Source organism: Alteromonas sp. (assembly GCF_984505615.1).
The window spans coordinates 23,232-40,584 of the sequence record NZ_CFHOXV010000027.1 but is presented as its reverse complement, the minus strand read 5'-3'; the positions used below and the strand labels follow the sequence as shown (position 1 = coordinate 40,584).

Genomic DNA, 17,353 nt, shown 5'->3' with positions numbered 1-17,353 from the left:
TCACCGCTCACCGGTTTTATCCTTGTTTTTCTTTTGCCGCGCTTTTACCGGCTGGTATCCCCAGTCTGCCAGCGCGTTCTGCACCGCCGGTGACATCATGTATTGCATAAACCGCCGTGCGGCATAAGGGTGCTGGTTGTGTTTTACAATCACCATTTTTTGCACGATGGGATCGTGCATGGAGGCAGGGATTAACCAGTAATTTGCTTTCGAATTTTTCACCAGCGACCATGCCACAAACGCGTCGTCCACATTGCCTGCAGTAAAGTACTGCCACGCTTGTAGAATACTTTTTCCACGTACCAGCTTGAAAGGAAGTGCGGTATTTTCAGGCAGCGTGGAAAGCACCTGCTCAGCCGCCAGACCATAAGGCGCGAGTTTGGGATTGGCAATGGCAACAGGTTTGTTGAACTGTCTTGTCAGAAATTCTTCCAGGCCGGACGGCGCTGTCTGTCTGGTTACCAGTGCAAGGCGCCCTCTGGCGTAACTGCGCAGATTTTGTTTATCTGCTTTGCCTTCAGCCACGAGCGCTTCAGGTCTGGCTGCGTCAGCAGAAAGAAATATGTCAAAGGGGGCACCGTGGCCAATTTGCGCAAATAAAGTGCCGCTTGAACCGACGGTGATAACCGGACGGATACCGGTTTTTTCTTCAAAAGCACTGGCGAAATGTTTAACCGGCCCGGCAAAATTGGCGGCAACGGCAATATTTACTACCTGCTCTGCGGCAAATCCTTTACCTGCCAGAAGTAGCATGACACACAGACAGACTTTATACGCCCGACACATCCTGTTCTTCATAAATTGTCTGATAAACCTTCATTCCTGAGCCACTTCATGGCGGCTTCTTCATCTGATGCCTTTGCGGCAACCCATGCTGTTTTTCCGTCAGCATGTTCTTTCTTCCAAAGCGGCACCGACTTTTTTAGCATATCCATAACGAATTCTGCGCCGTCGAAGGCGGCCTTACGGTGGCTGGCACTGCAGCCTACCCACACCACCGGCTCGTAATTTCCGATGTAACCGACACGGTGTACAATACCGGCACTGAGCAGTGCAAACCTGTCTGAGGCCTGCTGCAACAGCTGTTGCATGGCATTGGCGGTCATCCCGGGGTACTGCTCCAGACTGATACCTTCAATTGCACCGTCAGAATTATAGTCACGAACCAGACCGGTGAACGTTACTATTGCACCAGCATTGTGCGATGATTGACGAAGCTTTTCAACATAAGCCGATTCATCCAGTAAGGCTGTGGTTACTTCAGCAAACATTCAGCCTCCTGTTACCGGCGGGAAAAACGCCACCTCGTCACCATCGTTAACCGCACTGGTTTCGTCACCCAGCGACTGATTAACCGCGCAGAGCACCCCGGCAGACAAGGCCTGCTCCCAGGCGGATGACCGGGTTGCAAGATGCACTTTCAGACCGGCAACGGTAGTGCAGTTTTCCGGCAGGGGAAGAGATAGCTCACTGTCGCCACTGATTTCACGGATCTGCGCAAAGGTTTTTATGGTAATCATGCCTTTTGCTCTGCCTCCCAGTCACCGGTTTTACCGCCCCGCTTTTGTAACACTCTGACACCTTCAATGCGCATGGCCGGATCCAGCGCTTTGCACATGTCGAACAATGTCAGTAAGGCGATATTCACACCGGTAAGTGCTTCCATTTCCACGCCGGTTTTGCCGCTGACTTTGCAAAAGCAGGTCGTGTGGATGCGCCTTTGTTTGGGCTCAGCGGTAAAGCCGATGTCCACTTTGGTCAGCGGTAACGGGTGGCATAACGGAATTAAATCAGCGCAACGTTTTGCGCCCTGAATACCCGCTACTCTGGCTACGGCATACACATCGCCTTTCATCACAGTTTGCTCTGAAATGGCTGTCATAACGGCATCAGACACATACAGATAGCCTTCTGCCAGCGCTTCACGCTGAGTCTCCTGCTTGCCGGAAACGTCCACCATATTGGCTTCGCCACTGGCATTTAAATGACTGAACCCGCTCATTACAGTTCACCGGTAAGGTGTTTTACAAAGTTACACGGACGGTATTCAGAATCCAGCTGACTGCGTACAATGCCTTCCCAGGCGGTGCGGCAGGCACCGGTGCTGCCCGGCAAACAGAAAATAGCAGTCCGGTTGGCAAACCCGGCAATGGCACGGGACTGAATGGTAGAGGTGCCGATTTCCTGATAACTCAGATGACGGAACAGCTCGCCAAAACCGTCAACGGTTTTATCAAATAAAACCGACAACGCTTCCGGTGTTGAATCTCTGTGGGTAAAGCCGGTACCACCGGTTACCAGAACGGCATGGATAGCAGGATCGGCAATCCACGCAGACACAATCGCACGCTGGGCATAAATATCATCTTTTACCAGATCCCGCGCAGCCAGCTTATGGCCTGCTGTTTCTACAGCTTCAATGAGGTAAGCGCCGGACGTGTCTGTGTCTGTTGTCCGGGTGTCAGAGATAGTAAGAACGGCGATATTGAGAGATACTGCTGAAGACATGGGTTTTCCTGATAAAATACGGCGGTAAATATACGTGTACGCTTAGTACCGCACCGTCGCTGAAAAGAGATTTTTTACTACTATGCCAGATACTTTAACGCATACTCAAGCTATGCGATACAACCGGCACATCGTGCTGCCACAGTTTGACCTGGAAGGTCAGGAAAAACTGCTCAACAGCAAAGTATTAATCCTTGGCGCCGGAGGCCTGGGTAATACGGTTGCCCAGCTCATGTGCACCGGCGGCGCGGGAACAATCACACTGGCCGACGATGACAGAGTGGAAGCACACAATCTTCCCCGACAAATTCTGTTTACGCCAGAAGATTGCGGTAAATTAAAAACAGAAGCGGCCCGGCAACGTTTACTTGCACTCGTGCCGGAGTGTGCCATTCATTGTGTATCCGAAAGGCCGGATGATAACCTGCTGAGCCGTCTGGTAGAAAGCCATGACATAGTTATTGACTGTACAGACAATCTTGCCAGCAGAAAGCAAATCAATGCAATCAGTTACCGCCTTGGTAAACCCCTTGTCAGCGGTGCTGCCATCCGGTTTGAAGGTCAGCTTTTTATCAGCATGCCCGGCAGCAATAAAGCCTGCTATCAGTGTGTGGAAAAACGCTTCAGTATGACAGAACTGAGTTGTAACGAGGCAGGTATCCTTTCTCCGGTAGTCAGTATCACCGGTGCCTGCCAGGCGCAACTTGCCATGCAGGTACTGACCGGTTTTGGTACATTACCCGCCGGTGAACTTCACCTTTTTGACGGCCTCACTTTTCAATGGCAAAAATTTACCGTACCACCGCTGCCAGACTGTGACATTTGTCAGCCAAAATAAAAGAGATATTATGACAATAATGACGAAAAACCACATGGTGGTTGCCCAGAATGCTTCAGGCCGCAGCATGAATGTGCCTGTTTACCGTTTCAAGGGAGAAAAACCTGGTCCTGTAGTCTATATCCAGAGCTCTATCCATGGCGCTGAAGTTCAGGGCAACGTGGTGATATATCAGTTAATTCAGGCACTGAAAGATCAGCAGATTGCCGGTGAAATCATTCTCGTCCCGAACTGTAATCCCATTGGCACCAACATCAAGGCCGGTGAATACACCCTTGGGCGCTTTGACCCGGTAAACGGGACAAACTGGAACCGCGGCTATTTTTATGATGAAGAAAAAGTCCTGGCGTTTGCAGAAACGGTGCAGGACAGTGATGATATAGCCACTATCCGCAACGACTTCCGTCATTACTGGGCAGAGTGTATTGCCGAAAAGCTGGCTTCGCCCTGGGGACTCGGGCTGGCTCAACAACTTAATCTGAAGTTACAGCAACTGGCTGTGAATGCTGATTTTGTGCTGGACTTACACAATGGACCGGTATCCACAAGACACATTTATATTCCTGAATATGCCAGAGATGCGGCTTACCAGTTTAACTTTCCTCACTGTATTTTTATTCCTAACAAATTTGCCGGTGCACTGGATGAAGCTACGTTTTGTCCCTGGTGGACACTGCAGGATGCACTGACAGCAAGGTTCGGCCGGCCTTTCGCATTCGGCGTGGAAGGGTTCACCCTTGAAATGGGTAGTCAGGAAGTGATTCAGTTCTCTGAAGGAAAAGTGGATGCGCTGAGTATTCTGACTTACCTGACACAAAAAGACGTGTTACCGGCATCTACGCTGGAGCCAGCCGGGATGGACCGTATAGGCGTGGCGCTAAAAGACTACAAAACATTATTCACCCAATGGGGCGGTATGGTGGAGTACTGCGTTAAACCCGGTCAGAAAGTCACACGGGGCGACACGATGGCGAGGGTCCTCAACATTGATGAACTCGATACAGAGGCCGGCTGTTTTACCCTTGAAGCCCCCTGCGATTTAATTCCCATGCTTCATTTTCCGTCCGCATCGGTGCTCAGCGGCACCCAGTTATTTAAGGTATTCACAAACTATACCTACCTGACTACGGCCTGAGCAGAAAAAGAACACAAATAAAAACGGCGCATGATGCGCCGTTTTTTTATACTGTATTACACCGGTGATTCATCAGACAAACTGCCTGCTGACACCGCTTAAATGGGTGAACCCGGTGGCAGAGGTTTAGGTTCGAATGCACCCGGCCAGCTGCCTGTTTCAAAGTATACGCCGAGTTGTTTATGTAACAGCTCAGAACCCGGCAATTTACTTTTATCGTCCAGCCACTCGTCAAGCTCCATAAGCGCATCATTCAGCGCCAGTTTCGCTTCCGGCGCCAGTTCATCTGACGTTGCCGCTTTTATAACAGCGTTCAGCGCTACCATGCGTAATCTGGCATTCAGACCATAATCAGCCTGCTTTTTGTCGTACCAGTGCATAGCAAAAATACGGCCGGCAATTTCTGCCACGTCAGGGATCCCTTTCGACTGGCTGGCCTGCCAGGAGACACGGTTCAGGCGTTCAGGATGCAGTAACAGGCTGTAACTGAAATTGGCTGCGGCTTCTGCGGCACTGACCGGGTCGAATGCCAGTCCCATACGGCTTTTGAATTGCTCACGGGTAATATCATCGCCGAATGCCGTTGGCGGGATAAGTGCAAGCACTTCATCCGGTAAGCGCAGGAAAGCCGGTGACGTCGCTTCAAGCAATTGTTTAAGTGCCCGCTTCTGACGCTCTGCAGCAACAAAACTCACACCTTTTGGTTTGCTGTAATCACCTTTGCGCTCATATTCATAATCCAGACCGCCAATCTGCTTGGATACCGCTTCCAGCTGATAACGGTGTGACAGATAAACCGGCACAAGTACGTCTTCCAGAGACGACAAACTGGCATTATCAGGAATAGAATTCATTCCAAAGTTTTTCAGCGCCAGACTGCGAATACCGGCCATTTCATCAAAGGCATCCAGCGGATCATTGCCGTTGTCCCACATATGACCATTACTTGAAGGGTGATAAGCAGAACGGGTGTCCCAGTCGGTTTTAAATTCGAGGCCCTTTTCACGGTCCGATTCAATTAATGCCGCCAGTCCGGCAGCTTCAGCTTCCGCAGAAGCATAGTCCTGGTAGCCGTAAGCAATCGTGTGGAAGTCCCACTTGCCCATACCGGTATCATAAGCGTCATCCAGCACGATTTTATCGTTCTTAACGCTGATAAGGGGATGAGGATAATCCATCACAGACTCTCGGCCGTCTTCACTGGCAGCAAAATTATGCGACAAGCCCAGTGTGTGTCCCACTTCGTGAGCTGACAGCTGACGGATTCGGGCCAGCGCCATCTCTTTCTGGGCATCTGTTGTCTGCTCACCGTCAAACGGGCTGGTCATACCCAGAGCAATCAGAAAATCCTGACGGACCCGCAACGAACCAAGCGTCACATTGCCTTTAATGATTTCACCGGTACGGGGGTCTTTCACTGAATAACCGTATGACCAGCCACGGGTTGCACGGTGAACCCAGTTAATCATGTTGTAACGGATGTCCATAGGATCGGCACCTTCAGGCAATACTTTTACCTGGAAAGCATCTTTATAGCCGATAGCTTCATAAGCCTGATTCCACCAGCTTGCACCTTCTTTAAGCGCACTCATGACCGGTTCCGGAATGCCGGGATCAAGGTAATAAATAATAGGTTCTACCGGCTCACTCACCTCTGCATTAATGTCTTTCTTTTGCAGACGGTGACGGGCTATGTATTTTACTTCAGTAGGTTCAGTAATATCCGTGGCGTAGTCGTAATAATATTGCTTACCGTACCCTGCAAAAGGATGATATGCCCGCGGCGTATAACCCGGTTCAGGTAACTCTACAAACGAGTGATGCAAATGCACAGTGATACTTTCCGCACTGGGGGTAACCTGTTTTACATACTCGCCGGGATTGCTACCTGCAAAAGTAACAATAGACTCCAGCTCGGTATTTTTTGGAAAACCTTTGCTACGTGGGAGGAAAACGGCGCTGCGTGACGGATCAGGTTTGTAACTGCCCTGCTTCGCACGGGTAAGACGGTTTGATATACCGTGCACGTCACTGAGCAGATACGACGTATAATCAATCAGGACGTTGTCACCTTTCTCAGCGACTGCGGTAAAACCCGCCAGCACGGAGTCAGCAAAGGCTTCATCAATACTGGCCAGTTCGGCAGCATTATCGGAGACTGAACGGTAACGGGTGTTCAGCTCTTTCATCAGCACTTTGTTGCCGTGACGTTCAAACACAATCAGGTGAGCCAGGCCAAGCTGACCACGATCCAGACCAATATCATTAGAACCTACCCCCTGGGGCAGACTGGTCTGCAACAGCATTTGGGTATCAGGTTTATTAACCAGCAGATAAATTTTGTCTGAGCCGGCATCGTAATAGAATGGCAGGTAGCCATCACTGCGGGTCATATCCTTCGTAAAGTCAGATACCGACGGCAGTGCAGCCCACAGATTACTGCTGACAAGCAGCAGCAACATCGAGAGGGATTTGCGCAAAGTGAGTTCTCCAAATTATAAGTTCAACAAGTGTCGTGTCTGAACGTCTGCGACAGGCAGAAAAGCCTGCGCGGATTTATATTTATTATGTTTTAGTGAACGCGAAGTTCCGTTTCCTACCCTACCCTGATTATTTCGCAAGGTGCAAGATCACACGCTGAATAACGCTGGTTTTGCGATTAAACTCTCCCGCCTTCGCCACGCAAGTCGGGTGGAATTTCTACCGGACGGTGGCCATTTCTGCAGAAATCCTTCCTCTTGATCTGCGTCAACGCATAAAAACCACGGGCAACTATGCTTTCTGTGAATAACGGATCTCATGGCGATACAGGAATAATTATGACGGCGGCATTCCGGAAAACCGATACTGAGCAGGACGGGTTCTATCACTTTTATGATGTGGATACCGCTCTGCTCCCCGCCTCTGCAACAGATTTCATTGCCCAGTTGCCCGGCCCGTCAGTACTGCACATCAAAGGGAAGGAAAAAAAGGGGAAAGAAACACCCTGCAGAGTAATTACCAGCCTGCTGCACGGAGACAACAGCAACAGTTTACGAACATTACTGGCTACCATGATCTATGGCGGCGAACCTGCCACGGACATGAAAATTGTGATTATCTCAGTAGAAGCAGCGAAACTGCTTCCTCAATTCAGTCATCCGTTTTTACCGGGTCAGCGGGATCTCAACCGCTGCTTTCGCGACCCTTTCATCTGCCAGCCCGGACATCCCGCTAATACACTGCTCAACCAGATTGAAAAATGGCAACCCGGTGCGCTGGTCGATATCCACGACTCCTGCGTGCTCACAGAAACCTTTGCCATTTCGGCGACAGAAAACAGAGATACCTGTGCTCTGACATCTTTTTTCTCCGGCAATCTGCTCTGGTCTCCCCTCAAGACCGGTGCGATTACGGATTTATCTGCAGATCATCCCCTCATTTCTGTCTATGCACCGGCGGAATATACCGGTCTTCAGCGTAGTCAGTTATACAAAGGCCTGATGCATTTCTGGCAAACCGGAACAATCCATCCCCGTCAGCTGGTTAACATACTTAAACAGCCGCGAAGACTAGAACTGCGAAGAAGTGCGGCGCTGACGTATTCAGATAAACCGGTGTTCGGCGTCAATTGCACGTTGCGGCAGGACATATCCGGTCTGAGTTTTACACAGGTCAATCCCGGCGATGTACTCGGATGGGTGGACCATCATAAACTCAGCCATTTCCGCATCGCCGGAAGAAGCCCCAGAGAAGCCGTCAGCACCTGGTTCTGTGCTGACGATCATTGTCTTACAGTGACCATGCCCATGATGCTCATTGTAGTAAACCGGCTGGCAGAAACGGCTAAATCAGATTGCCTGTTTTACTTTCAGGTTTGATGATCAGGTGTGATGCCAGTTTTCTTCAATGCATGCCTGTAAACCGGAGAAACGGGTAGCCCGCTGAGCGATAATCTCTTTGATCCGCTGAGTGTGACCTATCATCACACACCCTTTTTTCGCCCTGGTCAGTCCGGTATATAACAGTTCGCGGGTAAACAAGCTGGCTGCTTTACCGCTTGCTTCCGGCAACCACATTACCACCCGCTGAAACTCCGATCCCTGTGATTTGTGTATGGTCATGGCGTACACCGTTTCTACTGCAGGTAACCGGGATAAACTCACCGCCCTTAACGCACCCTGGTCATCAGTAAACCATGCTTTCAGTTGTTTATTGTCATCAGGCCAGATCACGCCCGTATCACCATTGAACAATCGCTGTGTATAGTCATTTTCCATGACCATCACAGGCCTTCCTGTATAGTGGATGTCCCGGCCATTCAGCTTACCGGGCTGCAAAATGCGCTCTATAGACGTATTCAGTTCGCTGACACTTTGTTTGCCGTTGCGCACCGGTGTCAGCCACCGGCATTGTCCCATAGCAGCCAGTGCAGAAGCCGGTGATGTTGCCTGCTGCAGCGGCGCGAAGCTGTCTTTTACCAGTTTGGTGAAATCCGTGTTTTCAGGTGGCGGCATGAGCACCACATCTTCCAGGCTTAACAAACCGGTTACCGGCTCACTGACACGGGTCAGCCGTGCCAGCATGTCATCGCTGTTACCGGTTCTGACCGCCACTGCAATTTCTGCCAGTTTACCGCTGTAACGCTGACTGACTTTCAGAGAAAACACGGTAGTAAGCTGTTCATCGTCGGTGGCAAGACCGGGTAAATGCGGACACAATTTATGTACATGTGCAGCAAGCTCAGCAGGCACAGTAAGATGACGGTCGTCATCATTGCCAGCCAGCGCTTCAAGCACATTGCCCGACTCAACGGAAGGTAACTGATTGGCATCGCCCACCAGATAGACCCTGGCGTCATCCGGTAAGGCACGGAAAACCCGCGCCATCAGGGCAAGATCTACCATTGAAGCCTCATCGATAATGAATACGTCACACTGCACCGGATTATCGGAATGATGCCGCGGTCTGACCCAGTTTGGCCGGATCCCCAGTAACCGGTGCAAGGTGCTGGCCTGTGTGACTATGCGCGCTTTAAGTGGCTCAATATCTGCGCCGGTAATGCCATTCAGGCTGTCACTCACTGACTCTGTTAAACGTTGAGCCGCTTTTCCGGTAGGCGCAGCCAGCTTAATATTCAGCGCTTTTTCCGACGAAGCCTGCAATGCCAGCAGTAAACGGGCTACGGTGTAGGTTTTACCTGTCCCGGGGCCGCCGTTAATCACTGCAAATTCCCGTGTCAGTGCACAGGCAACCGCAATCTGCTGCCAGTCCTGATCCAGTACCGGCGTCACCGGAAACAGATGCCGCCAGATCTTTTGCAACCGCGTATAGTCTTCATCAGTAAATTGTCTGGCGTGCAGTCGCTGCACGACTCCTTTTGCTACAACCTGTTCAAAATCATGGTAGCGGGCTGTATAGAGCTTGCCTCTGTGGTAAACCAGCTGTTGCGGATCTTCAAAGGTTTCAGCCAGTGTTCTTGCCAGCCTGATGAGGGGGGTGAGTTCCGCAAATGTCACCCCGTCACATGCCTGTTCCTCATCATCAAACAATTGCTTTCCGGCAATTTCTGCCAGTGGCAGGCAGGTATGTCCCTGACGCAAGTGCCATGACAATGCCACCAGCAAATGAAACGCGTCAGTGCGGATTGAGGCATCCACTGCCTGCACATAATGGCGGGCAAAATAATAATCAATGGATTCGATACCAGCGTAGGTTTTCATAGCAGGTATTGTCATAACGCGACCTCCCCGGTTTCACCTTTGAAGGCCGCATCCAGTGCGAGAACGAGTTCAGCCGCAAGGGGCGTATAGAACACGCCTTCACTACCGCTGTTGTCAGGATGCATGCCGCGCACATAAAGATAAAACACCCCGCCCAGGTGGCGGTGAATGTCATAATCCGGTTTACTGACTGTCAGAAACCGGTGCAATGCCAGTGCATACAATAAATATTGCAGATCGTACAAATGGTGCTGGTTATTGTCCGCCAGCGCATTGAAAGAATAACCGGTGAACGTATCGCCCAGATGGGTGGATTTATAATCCGCCACATAAAAACGCCCGTCGTGCTCAAAAATTAAATCAATGAAGCCGTGCATCATACCTTCCAGCATGGGACGGGATAGCTTGGGTACTGCCAGCGCGTTATCGCCGTTTACTGCGCTGCGATGGGCAGTAAGGATACGGCTTATTGACCACCAGTTGGCTTTCTCAACCGGAAAATAAAATTCTGCCTCCCGCAATGTAACAGGCAGCGACAGGCTGTTGAGGGGAACGCGCAGTCCCGGGGCGCAGAGCGGCGTGGCGAGTACTTCGTCCATCCAGCAGCTGAGCGCGCTGAAATCATCATCACTCAGGCTTAAGCGATTGGCCATACTGCGATGAGACTGCCAGTCTGGCGCAGTAAAATCGGTCACTTCCAGTAAATCGTGCAGCAAGTTACCGGCCGTTGCCCCTTTTTCAAGGGTGAAACGGATGGGTAATTCGCCTGCAACAGGCTCGTTTCCCGGCACTGCAAGGTCGGTTTCTTCGTCACGGGCCGTCTGTTTAACCGCAATCTGCTGTCTGGTCAGCGCGGTAAAAGAATACAAACGCCATGCATCTTCAACAGAGCCTTTGAACTGGCTGATTGCCAGTGGTACTTCACTGGCTTGTGGGAAAGCAGTGTGATCAGAATGAGGCTCTGCAGGTAATTCAGCGGCCTGCAAATAGCGGGTATGCCCGCCGTTCTCCAGCTCCACTTTGTTTACCGGCAAGTACCAGCTTTCTCCTGCTTTCACATCAGCGGCTTTACCCAGCGCTGAGCGTTCATTATTTTTATAGGGGGCTACGCCTAAGTAACACCGGTGTGCGGCACGGGTAATGGCCACATACAGCAAGCGCATGGCTTCCGCTTCACCTTCATCACGGACCTGTGCCGCCACTTCCTCAGTAGCCCCGAGTTGCAGGGTCTGTTTTCCGGTTTCGCTGTTGTAGTATTTATAAATTGTCAGATCCCGGGTGCCCTGCTTTACCGGGTCGCGGTAGCGGCTGGCAAAAGGTACAAAAACCACCGGATATTCCAGTCCTTTAGAACCGTGCTGGGTAATGATTTGAATCAGCCGCGCATCGCTCTCAAGGCGCTGGATTTGTTCCTCACCATACTGAGGATCATGTACCTGACGGTGCAACCATTGCAGTAACTGCTCCGGCTGCAATGTGGCCGACGCCTGTTGTTCCAGCACTTCCGCCAGATGCATATAGTTGGTCAGTTGTCGTTCAGTATCGCGGCCGGTGACCCGGAACCTGCGCCGCAGCAAATTCAGTACCACGGCCATACAACCCTGTTTCAGCCATATCTGGCGAAGTGTGCCCACTTCCGCCATGCAGTCTTCCCACAGGTCATCGTCTTCATCATGAAGCATGGCAACGAGCTCTTCATGGGGATACCCCATCAGCGGACTGGCAAGGGCTGCAGAAAGACGCCGTATTTGCTCACTGTGCCATATGCCGTCGAGAACACGGTATAAATCTGCTGCTTCTGCCGATGCGAACAAAGAGGTACTGGTGCTGAGATAAACCGAACCCAGCCCGACCTGCCGCAATGCCTTTTTGACCAGATCGGCTTCCGGCCCGGAGCGGACGAGAATGGCGATATCAGCAGGCTGTAAAGGTGTTTCACCCAACATTGCCTCAGACAGCAAGCGTTGGATCTCATGACTCATCCAGTTAGCCAGTTGCAGAGACAACGTATTGGCATTGGCAGGCGTGTCTTCTTCAGCTTCCAGTACCACATAATTCAGTGCGGCACGTTCAGCAGGATCGCTTAAGGGATGTTTCGCGGCTTTGGCATGCTCAGTCGATTTTACCGGCTCGTACCGGATGCCGTAACCGAAGACATCACGGGCTTGCGCTTCCACAGGCGCACCGTAAAAAAGACGGTTATAGGCGTCGACCATGGGCGCAACAGAGCGCCAGTTTGTGTCCATCACCCACCGGTAATCCGCCTGACGGCCAGCTTCCAGATAAGTGAAAATATCCCCGCCCCTGAAGCCGTAAATCGCCTGTTTAGGATCGCCAATCATCATCAGGGTCAAATCATCGCTGCCGGAAGGATAAACCGCAGATAAAATGCTGTACTGGCTGTCGTCGGTATCCTGAAATTCATCAATCAGTGCCACCGGATATAACGCCCGCAGCGCTTTTTTCAGCGTGTCATCGCCACCCTTTACCTTCTGCGCCAGCAGACGGATAAGGTCGTCAAAATCGACAATGCCCAACCTGCGTTTTGCATTAGCCACATGCTGCCGTATCCACGCAAAGCCTTCACAGACCAGTTTATACAGCGGTTGTTGCTGTTCATTTTTTTGTTTTGCCGCGTCCAGCTGCGCCAGCTCTTTTTCCAGGCTAATGATGAAATCTTTAACCGGCTCCAGGACCGCTTTCACCTCTTTTTGTCTGGAATACCTGGTGCCTTTGACGAATTCTTTCGCCGCTTTATCCGGAGAACCAATCCGCTTCGCTTCCAGCCAGTTCAGCAACACTTCCCATTCTGCTGCCCGCTCATCCCGCTCACTGCCTTTTTTACTTAAAATCAGTTTTTCGCTGATGAGCGCTTCATGGATTTTCAGTTCACTGTATAAATCATGAAACGTGTGCTGAAAGCGCACTTTCAGGTTGTTCAGCCCTTTTTCGTACTGGCGCAGAACAGCTTCATCATCGCAGTATTCCGGCTCCAGCTCACTCTTAATAGCCTGATTAAACTCAGCGATAAACTGCCCGGGCACATGCCAGCCCGCTTCTGCGAGTAACGCATATTGCTGCGGTTGCAATGCCATAATCCGTATCCAGTCTGCCGCCGCTTCTTCCCAGAGAGCCTGTGTATCCGTTTCAAGCGTCAGAGACATGGGCGAGCCGCTGGCAAACGCCAGTTGGGACAACACGTGATTACAAAAGCCATGAATGGTGAATACCGCGGCTTCATCCAGTTCCAGCAATGCCGCTTCCAGCTTTGCCAGCCCCTGCTCACCCGGAGCAATAGCATACAGCGCGTGAAATACCGGATCGGCGCTGTCCGGTAACGATGATTGAGAAGCCGCATGCCGCCACAAATCAACAGCTTCGCGAAGGGTTTCAGCTATCCGCCCTTTAATTTCTTCTGTGGCCGCTTTGGTAAACGTCATGACCAGGATCTGTTGCACGGTATAGCTTTTTTCCAGCAACAGCCGCAGGTAAATACGGGTGATATTGAAGGTTTTACCGGTCCCGGCACTGGCTTCAATTAAGTGCCGGCCGCGAAGGGGCATGGCAATAACATCAAGGGAGGAGGATTGCACGGAAGATTCACTCACGAGACTTTTCCATCTTTCTGATTTAACAACAGCGGCACGAAAAACCGCTCTGCGGCTTCACAGGGAAATTGGTCCGGTAGCAAGCCTTGCGGGAAGAACCAGCGCACATACGGGTCGTCGTTGATGCTTGCCTGCATAAAACCGCTGTCCAGTGCGTTCTCCCAGGTTTTTAAGCCCTCAGGCGATGACAACCATTGTGATAGCGGGATTTGTGGCTTTTCTTTTTTCCGGCCACCGGTATATTTTTTCGTTAACTCTACTGCCAGCCCGGCAAAACAGGGCACCGGTTCGCTTAATATCTGCCTGTACAATGCACCAATTTCTTCAAGACGTTGCTGAGCTACTTCCATCATGACAGGGTGCCATGTCGCCTGCCTGAGCTCTGCCTGTCCCTTTGCCCATTTCAGGTAAAAAACCTGCAGGGGCAGATCATTTCCGTTTGCGTTAAAACATAACAACGTCAGGTACTGGGCCATCATCCTTTTTGCGTTCTGCGAACCGTAATGCAGCATTTTAAGGCCGTCGCTGCCAAGCCAGGCACCGGCTTCTAACTGTAATTCCCCCAGATCAGCGCTGATATAATTCTGCTCTGCCATATGCAAACCCAGGCCTGAAGATAATTGCGCGCCTGCCTGTTCCCAGCTTTCCATCAGTGCAGGTGTCAGCGGGGTATCAGGAAAATCACCGCTTTTTTGTAACGTTTCTCTCACCAGTGTCTTATCCTGCTGGTGAATACCCGCCTCCGTAAAGGCCCTTAACGCATTAAACCGCAGCAGATTGTTTTCACTGAAGGGCTCCTCATCAGCAAGCAAAGGTTCAGCCTGTTCCAGCCGGACACCCAGTCTCTGACCGGCAAATGCCCGCAGCGGGTTGTCGAACACGCCTGCCATATCGTCTGTGCTGATAACAGCCTGCGGCAACGGAGCAGAAGTAGCAGCAAACTCACCCTGACTTCCGTCAGGTACAGTCGTTACCGCACCGGCCAGACGGAACCAGCCGCTTTCAAACGAGGGCATATCACCGGTAAAGTTGGCGGCACTGAACGGATGTAAAGGTAACTGCCGCACACAGGACGGCGTAAATTCATACCCGCTGCTGAGCACCGCAAGTAATTCTGACAACACCAGACTGGGTTGGCGTTCTGTATTGTCTTTTCCCCGCCGTCCCTGATAACTCAGATACAAATATTCACGGGCAGAGATTAATGCTTCCAGAAACAGGTAGCGGTCTTCCAGACGTCTTGAACGGTCACCGGTTTTACGGGGCGTCTTTGCCATTAAATCGATGCTGAGCGGGGCTGACTGACGGGGAAATTCACCGTCATTAAGGCCAAGAATACATACGACTTTGAAAGGGATGCTGCGCATAGGCAGCATGGAACAGAAGGTTACCTGACCAGTGAGGAAGTGGTTCGCCGCATCCGGCGTAGTGAATTTTTTTACCAGCACCGCACGGATTTGACTCAGTGTAAGCTCATCACTGAAACCAGCCTGCTCACAATGGGTTACCAGATCAGCAGTGGCTTTGGATATCGCTTCCCAACCGGGCATATCTTCCGGTGTAGCTTCAAAACATTCTGCTTTCATCTCATTGAGATAATCATGCCATGCGTCAGCACTTCGCGGCGCTTTCAATTCTGAGGCAAATAAGGAAAGCGCTTCAAGTAAATGGATCAGCTTACCCAGCAATACTGTACTCTGCCCTTCCACATCAGGAATAGTCAGAATATCGCCGGCTACTAACGGTGAGTCCTTCATAGTCATGCCGGTGAGCAAACGTCGCAATCCCCAGGCCCAGGTAAAGGTCTCAGCCGCTTCCTTATCAAGTAAGGCAGATTTATGTGCAGCGTTTCGACCCCAGTGCACATGTGCCTGGTGCAACCATTCGCTCATCATATCGATGTCTTCAGAGGTAAGCCGGAACTTTCGCTGAACCGGTTCAAGACGCAGATAATCAATGATCTGACTAACCTCAAAGCGACTGTCAGGCAAACTGAGTAACCGTACAAAAGCGGCGATCATAGGTTCGGCATCAAGGGGCGCACGGTCTGCGATGGAGCACGGAATACGGGGCGGTTCAGTATCGCCCGCTTCCGGCGTACCCACACGGTGAAAAACCGCCTCCACAAATGGGGCATATTCTTCAATTGCGGGACACATCACTACAATATCAGAGGGTTTCAACGGGGTTTCACCGTCAGCACCAGCGGTATTCATTAACGTCAGCAGGTAATCGTGCAGTGCCTGAACTTCCCTCAGCGCCGTATGGGCACTGACAACTGTAATGCTGTTGTCTTCGCTGTTAAAACCGGAACGGGCTTCAGGTGCACAGGCATGTAAGATATCCTCCTGCATGGCATGCAGGCGCCGGCCGGCCAGCTCTTCTGCTACCAAGGGATCGGTGTCGAATGCGCTGACTTCATAGCTTTCAAGGGGGGTAAGCAGGTTAAACAAATCACGCCCCTGCTGACCCAGGTTACCTAACAGGGGGTTGTCCTGCCGTGCTTCCTGCCATTGGGCCAGGCCGGACTCCCGTAACAGTTTCGCCTGCTCTTTGTTACTTTTTACCTCGCCCCAGTAATTCACACTGGGATTAAGGTGAAACACATGGATATGTGTGTGCACAGCCAGTGCATCGAGAAATTGCACCAGTTGCGGAGCCATGGTGTTAATGGCAAAAACAATGATATTTTCCGGTAAGGACAGTTCGCTGCCCCGTTCTGCCAGCGCTTCCATCGCATCGGCATGAAGCCGGGCCGGATGATCGCGGTTCTCTTTTACCAGCGCGCGCCAAATAACAGCCTGCCAGACTTCATCGCTGTTACCGGTGTCTGCGCCCTTCCCTTCTTCCCAGGCGAACAGCCACTGAGGCCGGAATAACAAGTATTGTTCGTATACGTCTGCCAGCGCCGTGGCAAATTGAAGGCGCTGTACACTGGCTTCCTCTTCATTACTGCACTGCTGCCAGTAACGGTTTACCGCTTCAGCCTCCGGCAATTCAGAGAATGCAGCGCTGCGGATGATGGCGTCTATCCGCCATACCAGCACTTCCCGCCGAAACGGCGACTGTTTCGGCACCCGTTCTTCCCCGAGTATTTTACGTGCGGTATCCCACATGAACCTGACCGGCAAAGGGAATGACAGGTTCATCGCCACGGAACGGTCCTGAGCCAGTGACATGTTCAGCCAGTGCTGCATGCCGGGGCTTTCAACCAGAATCGTTTGCGGTGTGAACAGAGAGGCCGTGTCTTCCGACTGGCTCTGTTGGCTAAGCAACGCTGACAATAAAAAACTGAGATGTTCGAGCTTGTTTGAGGGATAAAGGGCTAGCAATGATCACCTGAATTCACGCATTTTTTCCCATGTTACGGGATAACGTGAGAATGAGCCAGCAGCAAAAAACAGACTAAAGTTCAATAAATAAACGGTTGGCTAAAAAATGGCCTTGAGGTAGAATTGTGTGGATAAAAAAACCCATACAGACCTCAGGACACGAAAAATCTGTATGGGCAAGGTTACGGGCTCACTCGTGACAACCGGTTCGCGGCGTTGCCTGGCACCGG

The 17,353-nt window shown here is 51.3% G+C and carries 12 protein-coding genes; 3 read left to right on the top strand and 9 right to left on the bottom strand.

Features of this window, described 5'->3' with window-relative positions:
- Genes modA through moaB form a run of 5 tightly spaced genes read right to left on the bottom strand, consistent with a single transcriptional unit; the run spans position 1 to position 2,508 of the window.
- A complete protein-coding gene (modA, locus tag AC4PME_RS14165; protein WP_491045717.1) occupies positions 1–753 on the bottom strand; it encodes a molybdate ABC transporter substrate-binding protein in 753 nt (250 codons plus the stop codon).
- Between the two features lie 41 nt (positions 754–794).
- A complete protein-coding gene (locus tag AC4PME_RS14160; protein WP_491045716.1) occupies positions 795–1,271 on the bottom strand; it encodes a molybdenum cofactor biosynthesis protein MoaE in 477 nt (158 codons plus the stop codon).
- Positions 1,272–1,520 carry a molybdopterin converting factor subunit 1 gene (moaD, locus tag AC4PME_RS14155; RefSeq protein ID WP_119501005.1) on the bottom strand — a complete coding sequence of 83 codons (249 nt, stop codon included), beginning with the start codon at positions 1,518–1,520 and terminating at the stop codon, positions 1,272–1,274.
- The gene (moaC, locus tag AC4PME_RS14150; protein ID WP_119501004.1) at positions 1,517–2,002 is read right to left on the bottom strand and encodes a cyclic pyranopterin monophosphate synthase MoaC; all 486 of its coding nucleotides are present in this window, start codon (positions 2,000–2,002) and stop codon (positions 1,517–1,519) included. Before moaC ends, moaD begins: the two co-directional genes overlap by 4 nt.
- Positions 2,002–2,508: a molybdenum cofactor biosynthesis protein B gene (gene moaB, locus AC4PME_RS14145; protein ID WP_349585810.1), complete on the bottom strand. Its 507-nt coding sequence runs from the start codon at positions 2,506–2,508 to the stop codon at positions 2,002–2,004. Before moaB ends, moaC begins: the two co-directional genes overlap by 1 nt.
- A gap of 82 nt (positions 2,509–2,590) precedes the next feature.
- Between moaB and AC4PME_RS14140 the strand changes: the two genes are divergently transcribed.
- A complete protein-coding gene (locus AC4PME_RS14140; protein WP_119501002.1) occupies positions 2,591–3,346 on the top strand; it encodes a HesA/MoeB/ThiF family protein in 756 nt (251 codons plus the stop codon).
- Between the two features lie 10 nt (positions 3,347–3,356).
- Positions 3,357–4,481 (top strand): M14 family metallopeptidase, encoded by a 1,125-nt coding sequence (locus AC4PME_RS14135; RefSeq protein ID WP_119503373.1) that lies wholly within the window; start codon positions 3,357–3,359, stop codon positions 4,479–4,481.
- Positions 4,482–4,579: 98 nt separating this feature from the next.
- Here AC4PME_RS14135 and AC4PME_RS14130 read toward each other — a convergent pair whose 3' ends face one another.
- The gene (locus AC4PME_RS14130) at positions 4,580–6,943 is read right to left on the bottom strand and encodes a zinc-dependent metalloprotease (RefSeq protein WP_491045724.1); all 2,364 of its coding nucleotides are present in this window, start codon (positions 6,941–6,943) and stop codon (positions 4,580–4,582) included.
- A 357-nt stretch (positions 6,944–7,300) separates the two neighbouring features.
- Between AC4PME_RS14130 and AC4PME_RS14125 the strand changes: the two genes are divergently transcribed.
- Positions 7,301–8,341 (top strand): M14 family metallopeptidase, encoded by a 1,041-nt coding sequence (locus tag AC4PME_RS14125; protein WP_491045715.1) that lies wholly within the window; start codon positions 7,301–7,303, stop codon positions 8,339–8,341.
- Positions 8,342–8,344: 3 nt separating this feature from the next.
- Here the strand turns inward: AC4PME_RS14125 and recD are convergent, their stop codons facing one another.
- Genes recD through recC form a run of 3 tightly spaced genes read right to left on the bottom strand, consistent with a single transcriptional unit; the run spans position 8,345 to position 17,123 of the window.
- Positions 8,345–10,198 (bottom strand): exodeoxyribonuclease V subunit alpha, encoded by a 1,854-nt coding sequence (recD, locus tag AC4PME_RS14120; RefSeq protein ID WP_491045714.1) that lies wholly within the window; start codon positions 10,196–10,198, stop codon positions 8,345–8,347.
- Positions 10,195–13,791, bottom strand: coding sequence for an exodeoxyribonuclease V subunit beta (gene recB, locus AC4PME_RS14115; protein ID WP_491045713.1), 3,597 nt, complete (start codon positions 13,789–13,791; stop codon positions 10,195–10,197). Before recB ends, recD begins: the two co-directional genes overlap by 4 nt.
- Positions 13,788–17,123: an exodeoxyribonuclease V subunit gamma gene (gene recC / locus AC4PME_RS14110; RefSeq protein WP_491045712.1), complete on the bottom strand. Its 3,336-nt coding sequence runs from the start codon at positions 17,121–17,123 to the stop codon at positions 13,788–13,790. Before recC ends, recB begins: the two co-directional genes overlap by 4 nt.
- Between the last annotated feature and the right edge of the window lie 230 nt (positions 17,124–17,353).